This is a genomic window from Pseudomonas sp. E1BtOHC1, assembly GCF_058744285.1.
Map to the genome: position 1 here is coordinate 5,546,781 of NZ_CP196023.1, position 12,922 is coordinate 5,559,702.

Annotated in this window: 13 protein-coding genes; 7 read left to right on the top strand and 6 right to left on the bottom strand. The window is 64.3% G+C overall.

The window, feature by feature from the left end; all coding sequences use genetic code 11:
• Positions 1 to 143 precede the first annotated feature (143 nt).
• Together codB and codA are read left to right on the top strand one after the other, a co-directional pair.
• Positions 144 to 1,415 (top strand): cytosine permease, encoded by a 1,272-nt coding sequence (codB, locus tag ACSSVC_RS25135; protein ID WP_346635180.1) that lies wholly within the window; start codon positions 144 to 146, stop codon positions 1,413 to 1,415.
• Between the two features lie 171 nt (positions 1,416 to 1,586).
• The gene (gene codA / locus ACSSVC_RS25140; RefSeq protein WP_404937340.1) at positions 1,587 to 2,843 is read left to right on the top strand and encodes a cytosine deaminase; all 1,257 of its coding nucleotides are present in this window, start codon (positions 1,587 to 1,589) and stop codon (positions 2,841 to 2,843) included.
• A gap of 13 nt (positions 2,844 to 2,856) precedes the next feature.
• Here the strand turns inward: codA and ACSSVC_RS25145 are convergent, their stop codons facing one another.
• The 3 genes from ACSSVC_RS25145 to ACSSVC_RS25155 all read right to left on the bottom strand — a co-directional run bounded on the left by ACSSVC_RS25145 (position 2,857) and on the right by ACSSVC_RS25155 (position 5,741).
• Positions 2,857 to 3,516 (bottom strand): hypothetical protein, encoded by a 660-nt coding sequence (locus tag ACSSVC_RS25145; RefSeq protein ID WP_404937341.1) that lies wholly within the window; start codon positions 3,514 to 3,516, stop codon positions 2,857 to 2,859.
• Between the two features lie 109 nt (positions 3,517 to 3,625).
• Positions 3,626 to 4,621 (bottom strand): diaminopimelate epimerase, encoded by a 996-nt coding sequence (locus ACSSVC_RS25150; RefSeq protein WP_492611604.1) that lies wholly within the window; start codon positions 4,619 to 4,621, stop codon positions 3,626 to 3,628.
• Positions 4,622 to 4,742: 121 nt separating this feature from the next.
• Positions 4,743 to 5,741: a cyclase family protein gene (locus ACSSVC_RS25155; RefSeq protein WP_346635184.1), complete on the bottom strand. Its 999-nt coding sequence runs from the start codon at positions 5,739 to 5,741 to the stop codon at positions 4,743 to 4,745.
• Between the two features lie 98 nt (positions 5,742 to 5,839).
• Here ACSSVC_RS25155 and ACSSVC_RS25160 point away from each other — a divergent pair, with 98 nt between their 5' ends.
• Positions 5,840 to 6,730, top strand: coding sequence for a LysR family transcriptional regulator (locus tag ACSSVC_RS25160; RefSeq protein ID WP_404937343.1), 891 nt, complete (start codon positions 5,840 to 5,842; stop codon positions 6,728 to 6,730).
• Between the two features lie 3 nt (positions 6,731 to 6,733).
• Here ACSSVC_RS25160 and ACSSVC_RS25165 read toward each other — a convergent pair whose 3' ends face one another.
• Positions 6,734 to 7,204 carry an Lrp/AsnC family transcriptional regulator gene (locus tag ACSSVC_RS25165; protein ID WP_346635186.1) on the bottom strand — a complete coding sequence of 157 codons (471 nt, stop codon included), beginning with the start codon at positions 7,202 to 7,204 and terminating at the stop codon, positions 6,734 to 6,736.
• 242 nt (positions 7,205 to 7,446) lie between these two features.
• Between ACSSVC_RS25165 and ACSSVC_RS25170 the strand changes: the two genes are divergently transcribed.
• The 4 genes from ACSSVC_RS25170 (at position 7,447) to ACSSVC_RS25185 (ending at position 11,443) form a co-directional block, all read left to right on the top strand.
• Complete coding sequence (locus ACSSVC_RS25170) at positions 7,447 to 8,598, top strand: MFS transporter (protein WP_346635187.1); 1,152 nt, start codon at positions 7,447 to 7,449, stop codon at positions 8,596 to 8,598.
• A 354-nt stretch (positions 8,599 to 8,952) separates the two neighbouring features.
• Complete coding sequence (locus tag ACSSVC_RS25175; RefSeq protein ID WP_404937344.1) at positions 8,953 to 10,329, top strand: hypothetical protein; 1,377 nt, start codon at positions 8,953 to 8,955, stop codon at positions 10,327 to 10,329.
• 177 nt (positions 10,330 to 10,506) lie between these two features.
• Complete coding sequence (locus ACSSVC_RS25180) at positions 10,507 to 10,947, top strand: hypothetical protein (RefSeq protein WP_346635189.1); 441 nt, start codon at positions 10,507 to 10,509, stop codon at positions 10,945 to 10,947.
• A gap of 49 nt (positions 10,948 to 10,996) precedes the next feature.
• The gene (locus tag ACSSVC_RS25185; RefSeq protein WP_404937345.1) at positions 10,997 to 11,443 is read left to right on the top strand and encodes a GNAT family acetyltransferase; all 447 of its coding nucleotides are present in this window, start codon (positions 10,997 to 10,999) and stop codon (positions 11,441 to 11,443) included.
• Positions 11,444 to 11,453: 10 nt separating this feature from the next.
• On the opposite strand, the gene ACSSVC_RS25190 is transcribed toward ACSSVC_RS25185, so the two are convergent.
• Entirely contained in the window at positions 11,454 to 11,870 is a 417-nt protein-coding gene (locus tag ACSSVC_RS25190) for a hypothetical protein (protein WP_123727826.1), read from the bottom strand.
• A 234-nt stretch (positions 11,871 to 12,104) separates the two neighbouring features.
• Positions 12,105 to 12,920, bottom strand: a complete 816-nt coding sequence (locus ACSSVC_RS25195) for an AraC family transcriptional regulator (RefSeq protein ID WP_492611605.1) — start codon at positions 12,918 to 12,920, stop codon at positions 12,105 to 12,107.
• Positions 12,921 to 12,922: the final 2 nt, after the last annotated feature.

The following is a 12,922-nucleotide window of genomic DNA, read 5'->3' on the forward strand; positions in this document are numbered from 1 at the left end:
GTGCACCACTTTCGCCCCGGTGCCGCCTGCATCCGGTGCAGACCCACGGGCATCGGCTATAACTGCTGGGGCGCCCGCCCCGGCGGTACCGGTTTGGCACGGCGCCTGCAACGGCGAGGCACCACTGCGACCAGGGACAGGCCATGACCCAGCACGAACCCGGCAACGACTACCCCTTGAGCGAAGTTCCGCAGCACGCCCGCAAGGGCCTGGCCTCCATGGCCATGGTGCTGCTGGGCTTCACCTTCTTCACCGCCACCATGTTCGCCGGCGGCAAGCTGGGGGTGGCTTTCGACTTCCCGACCCTGCTGGCAGTGATCCTCGTCGGCAATCTGCTGCTGGGGATCTACGCCGCAAGCCTGGGCTACATCGCCTTCAAGAGCGGGCTGAACACCGTGCTGATGGGGCGCTTCTGCTTCGGTGAACGGGGCAGCAAGCTCAGCGATTTGATCCTCGGCCTGACCCAGGTCGGCTGGTACGCCTGGGGCACCGCCACAGCCGCGGTGGTGCTGGGCAAGTATTTCCAGCTGGATTCGGGCGCGGTGCTGGGGCTGATGCTGCTGTTCGGCATGGCGTTCTGCGCCACCGCCTATATCGGCTATCGCGGCCTGGAGATCCTGTCGTGGATCGCGGTGCCGGCCATGGGCCTGTTGCTGGTGCTGTCGATGGCGGTGGCAACCACTCAGGTCGGCGGTCTCGACGGCCTGCTGGCCCTCACCCCCAGCGCCACCATGGACCTGTCCACGGCCCTGACCCTGGTGTTCGGCACCTTTGTCAGCGGCGCGACCCAAGCTACCAACTGGACCCGTTTCTCCCGCTCGGCGCGGGTGGCGGTGAGCGCCAGCCTGATCGGTTTCTTCATCGGCAACGGCCTGATGGTGCTGATCGGTGCCTACGGCGCCATCGTCTACCAGCAGCCGGACGTGGTGGAGGTCTTGCTGCTGCAAGGCTTCGCCATGGCGGCCATGGCCATGCTGCTGTTGAACATCTGGAGCACCCAGGACAACACCATCTACAACTTCGCCGTGGCTGGCTGCAACTTGCTGCGCACCCGTCGACGCAAGACCGTGACCCTGGTGGGCGCGCTGATCGGCACCTTGCTGGCGATGCTCGGCATGTACGATTTGCTGGTGCCCTACCTGGTGCTGCTGGGCACGGTGATTCCGCCGATTGGCGGGGTGATCATGGCCGACTTTTTCTATCGCTGGCGCGGCCGCTACCCGCGCCTGGCCGACAGCCAGTTGCCCGCCTGGAACTGGTCCGGGCTGTGCGCCTATGGCCTGGGCACCCTGGCGGCCTTCTGCTCGCCCTGGGTCGCGCCCCTGGTGGGCATCGCGGCTGCCGGCCTGAGCTACATCCTGTTGAGCGCGATGCTGGGCGCGCGCGTCCCCCAGGCCGTCGACATCCAGGCCTGATTTGCTCACCCGGCACCTTCCGGGTCTATCATGGCCCGGTCACGCAACACCCTGCCCCCTGCCCCACGGCGCGTTAACGCCTGGTCGGGAGCAGTCCAACGACCGTGGGACAAGGACCTGCCCTGATCCGACGGCTGAACCACTGATTGCCCGACCCGAGGAACTGCTCCGATGCTGATCACCAACGCCCGCCTGCGCCACCGTGAAGGCCTGCACCAACTGCACCTGGAAAACGGCCGCATCGCCCGCATTGTCCTGCAAAGCGCCGACACCTCTGACGCCGTCCCGGCCTTCGGCCCCGAACACCTGGATGCCGGCGGCAACCTGGTGGTGCCGCCCTTCGTCGAGCCGCACATTCACCTGGACGCCACCCTCACCGCCGGCGAGCCACGCTGGAACATGAGCGGCACCCTGTTCGAAGGCATCGAGTGCTGGGGCGAGCGCAAGGCTACCATCACCGCCGAAGACACCCGCACCCGCGCCCACAAGACTATCCGCGCCCTGGCGGCCCACGGCATCCAGCACGTGCGCACCCACGTCGACGTCACCGACCCGGACCTCACTGCCCTCAAGGCCATGCTCGAAGTGCGCGAGCAAAGCGCGCACCTGATCGACCTGCAGATCGTCGCCTTCCCTCAAGAGGGCATCGAATCGTTTCGCAACGGCCGCGAGCTGATGGAAGAAGCCATCCGCCTGGGCGCCGATGTGGTGGGCGGTATTCCGCACTTCGAATACACCCGGGACCAGGGCGTGAGCTCGGTGAAATTCCTCATGGACCTGGCCGAACGCACGGGTTGCCTAGTGGACGTGCACTGCGACGAAACCGACGACCCGCACTCGCGCTTTCTCGAAGTGCTGGCCGAGGAAGCCCGCAGCCGCGACATGGGTTCACGGGTCAGCGCCAGCCACACCACCGCCATGGGCTCCTACGACAACGCCTACTGCGCCAAGCTGTTCCGCCTGCTGGGGCACTCGGGCATCAGCTTTGTCTCCTGCCCCACCGAAAGCATTCACCTGCAGGGGCGCTTTGACAGCTTCCCGAAACGCCGTGGCGTGACGCGGGTGAATGAGTTGCTGGAAGCGGGAATGAACGTGTGCTTTGGCCAGGACTCGATTGTCGACCCCTGGTACCCCTTGGGTAACGGCAACATCCTGCGAGTGCTGGAAGCCGGCCTGCACATCTGCCACATGCTCGGTTACCGCAATCTGCAGAACGCTCTGGACCTGGTCACCGACAACAGCGCCAAGGCCCTGGCCCTGGGCGAGGGTTACGGCCTTGAAGAAGGTCGACCGGCGAACCTGCTGATCCTCTCAGCCGACAGCGACTACGAAATGATCCGCAGCCAGGGCCTGCCGCTGTATTCGATCCGCCACGGCAAGGTGCTGATGCAGCGGCAGATGGCTCAGGTGCAACTGGCCGGCGACTGACCCGTGGCGATGCTTACTTGACCCGAAACGGCTGGGCCGCCATGAACGCCACCGGCAACAGCGGCAGGGCGAGGATCGTCAATACGCCGTCTGCGGTGAGGGTCACCGGCGTCAGCAGCACCTGGCCAACCTTGCTCTTCTCCCGGTACGCCGAGAAGTTCAGGGTGTAGGTGCTGTTCAACGCGTTGGCCTGATAGACGCTGATATCGCGCTTGGACTCAAAGCGGCTGCCGCGAATGGCATAACGGTGCAACAAGGCGTTCTGCGACGTCGCCACGACGAAGCCCAAAGCCTTGGCTTCATCGATCTGCTGGGCGTCAAGCTGGTCCAGCCCGGGAATCCTCAGGACCAGCTCACCCTCCAGGTTCTGCCACGCATTGACGAGGATCTGCGAAAACTCGGCCTGCATTCTTCCATGCAGGCCCGACTTGATGGCCTGTAGCAACTCCGGATCGACCATCACGAAGTAGTGGTACTTCTTGCCCAGGATGACAAAGCTCTTCGCGTCCGCCGTGAGATAGAACTGGCTGACGGTTTCCGTATAGACCTCATTGCTGGCTCGGCTTTCGTACAGCTTGCTGGTCAGACAACCACCAAGACTGCCAGCGACCGCAGCCCCCAGGGCCATAACCGTGCCTTTGAGCAAAGCTCGGCGGGGCGTTCCTTTTTGCATGTCGAGTCCTTTACGTAAATGTGGGCTGTGTCGAGAGACGAGCCGCGACTGCCGCCACGCTATAGAAACTCCAGCCGTTTTGCACTCTGCCACCGCAACTCCGACGTCCTCACTCAGCCAGTGCCAGCGCCGTGCCGAACAGGCTCACCCGGGTTAACACCCCGTCGGTCTCTTGCAACATCAACGGCGCAGTGCCGCCCGGCATCAGTACTTCGACCCGCCCGGCCTGGACCCAGCCAACCCGCCAGGCCGCGCAAGCCACGGCGCTGGCACTGGTGCCGGACGACGCGGTGGGACCTTCGCCGCGCTCGAAGACCCGGGCCGCGATGCGCCCTTCGCCTGCGCGCATGGCCCATTGCAGGTTGACCCCGGCCGAGCATGGCTCGCCGCTGCCGAAGGGCCGGGCGAACGCGGTACGGGTCAGGCCCTCCAACAACGGCGGTTCGAGCATCTGCCGATTGCTCGGCAAAGCGTCGGCGTGATCAACCAGGCTCACACAATGGGGATTGCCGATACGCACGAACTGGCTGTGCTGCCACTGTGGATTCAGCGCCTGCAAGGGCGCGACCCGGCTCAGTTGGCAGCCATTGAAGGTCACGCTTTCGACCCCAATGGCAGCCACCGCCTCAGGCCCGAAGCTCGGCTGCCCGAGATCCAGCCAGAACCCCTGCACCCCCGCCACCTGCGCCGGCTCCACCGCGGTGATCACCGGCGACTCGCCACCGGGCTGGTCATGATGCACCCGCAATAGCGTCTCCCCCTCCGCCGCCAACAGCCCCTGTTCGGTGAGGGCCTGGGAAAAAATCGTCAGGCCATTGCCGCTGCGCTCCGCCAGGGTACCGTCGGTATTGACGATCAGCAGATCGAAAGGCGCGCTGGCCTGAAACGGCCCCACCAACAAACCGTCACTGCGATGAGCCTTGGCCCCTGGCGGCCGGGTACCCGGCGCCCAGTCACACAGCGCGGCAATGGCCTGCACGGCCCACCGGCGCCGGTCCAGGGCCGCCTGCGCCGCCGTGTCGGGCAAGGCAATGCCCAGGCTGCGCAGCGCCTCGGGCGACACCACGCCATAGATATTGCCCCGGGCATCGTAGAACGCCGCCATCACCCTGCCTCCAGAAAAAAACCGAGCCGCTGACATTACGGGCAATCCAGCGGCTCGACCAGAGGGGACTAAGCAACCTGGGTGGACATCGCGCGCTGCTGAAGAAAAACCATCCGCCAGGCTAGCGAATGGGCAAGGCCATAGGCCGGATCGGCGCCGCGTCGGCACCCCGCAGTTTGAGTGAGGCACCGATAAAGGCGAACTGATAGACCTTGTCCCGGGACAAGCCTTCCAGATTCACCAGCTCCAGGATCGGCGCGCCCTGCATCGCCAGCAGGTAAGTGTGCAACGGCAGGTAATTGCCCTCGACCTCGGAAGGGAAGGTTTCAAAGCTGAGGTTGTCCGCCCCCACCACCATGGCCCCGCCCTCTTCCACCAGGAACTTCGCCGCATCCAGGCTCAGCCCCGGCGGGTTGGCCATGTAGCGCTGGGCATTGTCGTAGTCGCGCATGCGCCCGGTACGGATCAGCACCACATCGCCCTTCTCCAGGGCGACCTGCTGTTTGGCCAGGGCCTGTTGCAGGTCGGCGCGGGTGACCCGGTAGCTGTCCGCCAGCTGTTCCAGGCCCTTGGCCGCGGCGACGTCGATCAGCACCCCGCGAGCAATGATCGGCGGCAGTTTTTCCGCGCCGGTGACGTTCCAGCCGCGGTCCCCCAGGTGCTGGTCGGCGCGGTAGCCGTTCCAGATCTTACCGTTGAGGCCGAAGTGGTTGAGGGCGTCGATATGGGTGCCCATATGGGCGTACATCGACACCGCCGAACCGCTGTAGCTGACGTGCTGGTTCATCGGTTCGCCGACCTGCATCGGATCGGCGACCACATTGCCGTGGGGCGTATGGGTCATCCACATCTGATAGGGCGGATCTCCAGCGGCCTGCCAACTAGGCATGCCGACAAAGTAATCCACTGCTAGGTCGTAGGCCTGCTCGCCGCTGACCCGGGCCATGATCGCCGCCCGGGACTCGGGGGTGATCAGGTTCAAGCGACCGATCTCATCCTTGGCCCCCCAGGGGCTGATACCCACCTCGGCTCGGGCCGCAGTGGCGGCATTGCAGCCACCGCTGAAAAGGGCCAGGGCTAGCACCCCGGGAAGGATCTTCGACATTGCGCGATGGGCCATGACAACACTCCTGTGAAATGAAGTGCTCATGGTATTGAGAGATCAATCAGAGATAATCAGCCGATTCGTGGATAGATATTCAACCCTGAGGAAACAATATGGACGTACTGATGGCCATGCGCACCTTTCGCCGGGTGGTGGAGCGGGCCAGCTTCAGCCAGGCCGCCGCCGACCTCGGACAATCCACTGCCGCCGTCAGCAAGCAGGTGCGGCAACTGGAAGAGCGCCTGGGCAGTCTGCTGATCCTGCGCACCACCCGACGCATGAGCCTCTCGGAAGCCGGACAGAGCTACTTCAATGAGTGCTGTCATCTGCTGGATGAGCTGGACACCCTGGAGCGCGCCACCCAGGCTGGCAGCCGCGAACCCGGAGGCCGCCTGCGGATCAATGCGCCCCTATCCTTTGGGCTCAAGGTGCTGTCGCCGATCCTGGTGGCCTTTATGCAGCGCTACCCGCAATTGCAGGTGGACCTGACCCTCAACGATCAGGTGCTGGACGTGGTGGGCGAAGGCTTCGACGTGTCCCTGCGAATTCGCCGGCAACTGGAGGACTCGACCTTGATCGCTCGTCACCTGGGTCAGGTTGAGCAGGTGATCTGCGCCGCGCCGACCTATCTCCAGGCCCAGGGCACGCCCAGCGCCATTGCCGACCTGCATCGCCACCGTTGCCTGGCCTACCGGTTGGCGGAGCATCCCGGACGCTGGCAGCTGGAGGGCCCGGAAGGCCAGACGCGACTGGAACTGCCGGTGCACTTTGCCGTGGACAACAGCCTGCTGCTGAGCGAGATGCTGGTGGCCGGCCTGGGCATCGGCGCCCTGCCCGGCTTTGTCGCCCAACCGCTCCTGGACAGCGGCCAACTGCTGCGAGTGTTACCGGAACAACGCCTGCCCAGCCGCCAGATCTACGCGCTCTACCCCAGCCAGCGCCACCTGTCCCAGAAAGTCCGGGTGTTCGTCGACTTCCTGGTGGAGGCGTTGCAGACCCCTTGAACCTCAACCGTCGGTGGGCACCTGGAGCCCGACCTTGACCCGGTTCATCGCCACCAGGGTCTTGAAGCGCTTGACGTTGTCATTGCCAAAGAACAGTTCGCGGGTCAGCTGGGTGTACTGGGCCATGTTGCGCACGCAGAAAATCAGCACGAAATCGCATTCGCCGGCCACGTAGTAGCACTGCTGGACCTGGGGACAGGCCTGGAAATTGCGCTTGAGGGCATCGATCTGGTCGATGCGCTCACTCTCCACTTCCACCTCGACGATGATGCTCAGCTCATGCCCCAGGGCATCCGGGGCGACGATGGCACTGTAGCGCTCGATCACCCCCTCATCGCAGAGGCGCTTGAGCCGCCGGTTGACCGCCGCCGTGGACAGGTTGACCCGCAGGCCCAGTTCGCTCTGCGCGGTACTGGCATCGCGTTGCAGCTCGGCGAGCAGCTTCAGGTCGTAGGCATCGAGACTGGCATTCATGGGGGGGCGAAACTCCGGGGATGGATGGCGCGCGCTGCAACGTTTTTGTGCAAAGCCGGCGAGTATGCGAAACAAACCGCCGACCTGTGCAAATTTATTTCACCCGCAACTCACTGCGCAAACGCCGCGCTGGCGATTACTGCAACCTTCGAGAGCTAGATTTGTCACAATCCCCACCCGGCCGCCATCACGCCATGGGGGCATCAGGTGGCCGGCAGCGAGTTTGATCGCCAAGGATTTTTATGACTGCCAGCAACACCCACTTCCAGGCCACCCCCGGCCGCCTCGAACAGATGTCCACGCGCATCGCCTTTTTCATCGCCGGTTTCGGCATCGCCGCCTGGGCGCCGCTGGTGCCCTACGCCAAGGCCCGGGCCGGGCTCGACGAAGGCACCCTGGGCCTGCTGCTGTTGTGCCTGGGCGTGGGCTCGATCCTGGCGATGCCGATCGCCGGAGCCCTGGCCGGGCGCTTCGGCTGTCGCCGGGTCATGGCCGGCGGCACCCTGCTGATCTGCCTGGCCTTGCCGCTGCTGGCCACCCTGACCTCGATCCCGCTGTTGATGGCGGCGCTGTTCATGTTCGGTGCCGGGCTCGGTGGTGTCGATTCCACGGTCAACCTGCAAGCGGTGATCGTCGAGCGCGCCAGCGGCAAGACCATGATGTCGGGCTTCCACGGGCTGTTCAGTCTCGGCGGGATTGTCGGCGCCGCAGGGGTTAGCGCCCTGCTGGGCCTGGGCCTGTCGCCCCTGGGCGCGACGCTGGTGGTGATCGCCCTGATGCTGGTGGCCCTGCTCAAGGCCGCGCCGCACATGCTGCCCTACGGCAGCCAGAGTTCGGGCCCGGCCTTTGCCGTGCCCCATGGCGTGGTGTTGTTCATTGGCTGCCTGTGTTTCGTGGTGTTCCTCGCCGAAGGCGCGGTGCTGGACTGGAGCGCGGTATTTCTCACCGCCGAACGCGACCTGGATGCCGCCTACGCCGGCCTGGGATACGCCGCTTTCGCCCTGACCATGACCCTGGGCCGCCTGACCGGGGATGCCATCGTCCACCGTCTGGGCGCACGGCGGGTGATCGTCATCGGCGGCAGCACGGCGGCGGCCGGCCTGCTGCTGGCCACCCTGGCCCCGGCCTGGGAAGCGGCACTGGTGGGGTACGCCCTGGTGGGCGCGGGTTGCTCGAACATCGTGCCGGTGCTGTACACCGCCGTGGGCAAGCAGAACGTCATGCCCGAGAGCATTGCCGTCCCGGCCATCACCACCTTGGGCTATGCCGGCATCCTGGCCGGCCCGGCGGTGATCGGCTTCATTGCCCATGGCAGCAGCCTGAGCCTGGCCTTCGGCCTGATCGCGGTCCTGCTGCTGGCGGTGGCCGCCAGCGGCAAGGTGCTCAAGGTCTGAGCCACTCAAGCAACCCAGCGGCCACGCCCTGCGTTGCACCCGGGATTCGCCGCCGGTTGCTGTAGGCGCTGGCTTGCCGGCGAAGAGGCCGCCGGCCATGCCCCATCGTCCAGAACCTGCGCCGCTCTCGGGATTCGCCGGCAAGCCGGCTCCTACACCGGCGCCACCGTCGGTAGTGGGTAAAAATACCCCCAGTCGAAGTAGGTTATTCAGCTACTGTTCTGGAGTGCATGGACGTTCGCAATCGGCACCTAGCTCCCCCCTACCTATCGCTGCCAATGCCAGGAGTAGCGCGCCCAAGTAGTCCTGTGCAGTCAAGCTTGATCGTAATGACTCATGGCCAAGGAGAGTCCTATGTCATCCAGATCCTTGTTGCTTTCCATCGTGATGGTCCTACCCACCGCCTACAGCATCAACGTTCACGCGCTGTCCGGTGACGACGGCTATGACCAGGCCGCCATCAAGCAATTCAACACCTCCGCCAGGGCGCCCTGCATCCCCGGCGCGCCCTGCTTCGCTATCAACAATCAATACCCCGCCAGCCCGCCGGCCCATGTCCCGAACTTTCCCTGGAGCGGCACCAACTACAAGACCGATCCACAGAAGTACATGGCCGAGGTCCTGAGTTATGTGATCGAAGGCAATACCGGGGTCGACTGGGAAGTGCAGAAGAACAGCGTGCGTCGCTGGTACCACGCGCCCTGGATGCACGCCAAGCGCGAACCCGTACATGGCCTGACCATGGAAAGAGGCAGCCGCCTGCATGAACTGGGACCAAACCAGACCCGGCGCACCAGTAACTGGGCGGTGGGTTTCTATAACGATTTCGGCGGCAGTACCTTCGGCAAGGTGTGGAAAGGCTCGGTGCGCCCGACCACTACCAACGCCTCATTCCCGGTAGGTACGGTCACTGCCAAGCTGCTGTTCACCGATGCCACCGATAACGAAGCGCCCTACCTCAAAGGCCACAACCTGGAATGGCAAGCGGACATCACCAACAACGGTCAGTTGAAAAAGCTACGCCTGCTGCAGATGGATATTGCGGTCAAGGAACAGGCCGATGCCACCCACAGCGGCTGGGTATTCGGCACCTTCGTATTCAACGGAGCCCGGGGCTCCGCCAACTACTGGGAAAACCTGATTCCCGTGGGCCTGGAGTGGGGTAACTCACCGGGGTTCACTTACGCTGACTACCGAACAGGCAAGCGCCCGGAGGAAAGCTGGATCAACCCCGAGGCCAAGGCGTTGTTCGCCAACCGTGCACCAGACGACCAGATGGGCTACCTGGGACGCATGAACGGCCCCGTCGACAGTCCGCTTTCCGGTTGCATGAGCTGCCACAGCCGGGCCATGGATACTCGGGGCAAAGCCGGACCGGATTTCAATCCCAAAACCAAGGACAATTGCCTGGAAGTGGTCAAGCTCGCCGACAACAGCAACGAAACCTACAAGCGTTTGCCCGGCTGTGTGGTCAATGAAGCAGCGGTGGCGCCGTTCTACCGCAATCTCAAGTCCAACGAGCCCTTCACTCCCGGCTTCAATTCCCTGGACTACTCGCTGCAAATGGCCCTGGGCGTGGCCAGCTGGAACACCTGGACCCAGCAGAACTACCCGACGGTGTTCAAGGCCAACAGCATGACCTTCAAGCTCAAGAGTTTCAGCCTCGACGCGCCGGCGTCGATGACCATCCCTCTGCTACCTGCCGAACAGGCCTACCATCGCGGCGATTGATCGCTCTGGCTGCCCATGGCGCTTTCTCCTGCAAGCGCCATGGGCAGCGTCTCAGACCGTGGATGGCTTAAGCAGGTCAGGTGACTGCCAAGTCTCCGCTAAACGCCTGCCGCGGGTATTTATCTGCTCACCCGAGTCTGGAATCATGCCCACTCGTCTCGACAGGAGTGAGCCCCGATGAACCATGTCTTACGCCTGGGCCTTGCCCTGGGCACGCTGCTGGCGAGCGCCTGGCTGCAGGCCGCAGACCCGGCCGAACCCCATGTCTACTACAGCCTGGTGCCCGGCCAGTTCATGCTGATCGGCAAGGAGCCGGACGGCGGCCCGACCTACTCGGGCACGGCGGTGATCCGCTTTGAAAACCAGGCCCTGACCCTGGTCAGGACCATCGACGGCAAGACCACCACCGCCATCGGCAAGGTGGAGCGGGCCACCATGGCCGAGGCCGATGTGCTGCGCTTCAGCTGGCCAGGGCACGACGCCACCTGCCTGGTGCGCGGCGATCTGGACAACTACTCGCGCTTGAGCTGCTACTGGACCCGGGACGGTGTGGATCACAAGGAACCGGGGCTGGAGGCCTACTTTCCCACCGAAACCTGGCCCGGCCACCAGGACTGAAACCCGGCCACCGCCCCCCCTATGCCCCCCTTTTTAGCGAGCCCACGCCTTGATCCAACTCGTCGAATACAGCAACGCCCACCATCGCCAACCCGTGATCGATCTGTGGAACCGCGCCTTCGGTTATGACACCGCCCACAACACCCCTGACCTGGCCATCGATCGCAAGCTCGCGGTGGATGACGGGCTGTTCTTCGTCGCCCTGGACGAAGAACAGGTCATCGGCACCCTGATGGCCGGCTACGACGGCCACCGCGGCTGGCTCTACTCTCTGGCGGTAGACCCGCACCAGCGCCGGCTCGGCACCGGCCGGGCGCTGGTGCGCCATGGCGAACAGGCCCTGCAGGCCCGCGGTTGCCTGAAGATCAACCTGCAGATCCTCAGCAGCAACGTCGCGGTGCAGGGTTTCTACCAGGCCCTGGGGTATCAGGTTGAACCACGGATCAGCATGGGCAAGGTGATCACCGCGAACATCCCCGAACACCTGCGTCATTGAAGCCAAAGCCCTACCAGTTGTGCTGGTTGACCCGGGCTGTGACCAGCAATTGCTGGGCCATAGCGGCGGCGGCCTGCTGCGAGGCACTGTGCAGCAGCGGGTAACCCCAGAACTTTTCATAGGTATCGGCAAACGCCTCGACCCCGGCCTGGGCCTCAGGCTCCGGGGCGATGACGATCATTGCCTTGATCCAGCGGCGGATCGCCGCCTTGTTGCGCTTCATCCACAACGAACCCTGCTTGAGCCGTTCCTTGCTCTGCACACTGTTGCGCTGCGCGGGGTCAGGCATGGCATCGCTCATCAGGACAAAAGCCTGACCGCGCTGCATTAGTGCCTCCAATTGCTGGAAAGGAGTGTTTCCAGGCTGCTCGACGCCCTCGGCGCGACGCATCCAGACCAGGGGGAAATGCTGATGATCGAAGTACATGGGAACACCTCAAGAGAGCTGACAAACAAGAATGCTTATCATCTTCTTGAAAAGAACTGTCCGCATCAGTCGAGATTGACAAGTTATTGACCAATCCAGCCAAGCGATTACAGCGTCAGGTGTCACCGCTGCCGCAGGCTGCGCACGAGCGCGCAACGGCCGCGACAATCTTGAGAGCGCGGGTGCTCGACATCTCCCCAGGGCCTTTGCGCTGCCTCGCAGGCTTGGCAGCAGCTACAGGGGTTGGTCGTTCTCCAGGGCTTGGCGGCGTTCGGCAAAGAAACGCCCGGGCGGCTGGCCGACGGCTTTCTTGAACATGCGGATAAAGGCGCTGGCACTGTCATAGCCCAGGGACAGCGCCACACGCTCCACCGCGTCGCCCTGGCCCAATTGCTTGAGCCCCAAGAGGATGTGCAACTGGCGCTGCCAGCGACCGAAGCTCAGGCCCGTCTCGGCCACGATCAGGCGGCTCAGGCTGCGTTCGCTGAGGCCGATCAGCGCCGCCCAATGCTCCAGGCTGTGGCGCTGCCCGGGCTGTTCGAGAATCTGCTGGGCCAGGCGCCGCAGCTGTTCATGCCGGGGCATGGGCAGGTGGATCTGCTCCCGCGGCGCAGCAGCCAGCTCGTCCAGGGCTACGGCCATCAACCGCCCTTCGGCGCCCTGCTGGTCATACAGAACGGGCAATTGCGCACAACGCCGCAGCAGCTCCTGCAACAGCGGCGACACTGCCAGGGTGCAGCAGGCCAGCGGCAGAGATCGGGCATGCTCGGGTTCGACGAACAGGCAGTAGCCCTGAGCGTTCTCCAGCCCCTGGACCCGGTGTTCGATGGCGCTGGGAATCCACACCGCGCACTGCGGCGGCGCCAGCCACAGGCCCTCGGAGCTCTCGCAACTGAGTACCCCGGACAGGGGGAACAGCAACTGCGCCTTGCGGTGGCTGTGCCACGGCCGTTCCCAGCGCTTGTCCTGGCTTGAAATGCGCAGAGCACAGACCGGCCGCGCGATCGCATCCGGGTCATGCTCCTGCTCCTGGCCTTTGAACACCGACATCC

Coding starts and splice junctions, on each gene's coding strand:
- codB (WP_346635180.1), top strand. CDS start 144: ATGACCCAGCACGAACCCGGCAACGACTACCCCTTGAGCGAAGTTCCG.
- codA (WP_404937340.1), top strand. CDS start 1,587: ATGCTGATCACCAACGCCCGCCTGCGCCACCGTGAAGGCCTGCACCAA.
- ACSSVC_RS25145 (WP_404937341.1), bottom strand. CDS start 3,516: ATGCAAAAAGGAACGCCCCGCCGAGCTTTGCTCAAAGGCACGGTTATG.
- ACSSVC_RS25150 (WP_492611604.1), bottom strand. CDS start 4,621: ATGGCGGCGTTCTACGATGCCCGGGGCAATATCTATGGCGTGGTGTCG.
- ACSSVC_RS25155 (WP_346635184.1), bottom strand. CDS start 5,741: ATGGCCCATCGCGCAATGTCGAAGATCCTTCCCGGGGTGCTAGCCCTG.
- ACSSVC_RS25160 (WP_404937343.1), top strand. CDS start 5,840: ATGGACGTACTGATGGCCATGCGCACCTTTCGCCGGGTGGTGGAGCGG.
- ACSSVC_RS25165 (WP_346635186.1), bottom strand. CDS start 7,204: ATGAATGCCAGTCTCGATGCCTACGACCTGAAGCTGCTCGCCGAGCTG.
- ACSSVC_RS25170 (WP_346635187.1), top strand. CDS start 7,447: ATGACTGCCAGCAACACCCACTTCCAGGCCACCCCCGGCCGCCTCGAA.
- ACSSVC_RS25175 (WP_404937344.1), top strand. CDS start 8,953: ATGTCATCCAGATCCTTGTTGCTTTCCATCGTGATGGTCCTACCCACC.
- ACSSVC_RS25180 (WP_346635189.1), top strand. CDS start 10,507: ATGAACCATGTCTTACGCCTGGGCCTTGCCCTGGGCACGCTGCTGGCG.
- ACSSVC_RS25190 (WP_123727826.1), bottom strand. CDS start 11,870: ATGTACTTCGATCATCAGCATTTCCCCCTGGTCTGGATGCGTCGCGCC.
- ACSSVC_RS25195 (WP_492611605.1), bottom strand. CDS start 12,920: ATGTCGGTGTTCAAAGGCCAGGAGCAGGAGCATGACCCGGATGCGATC.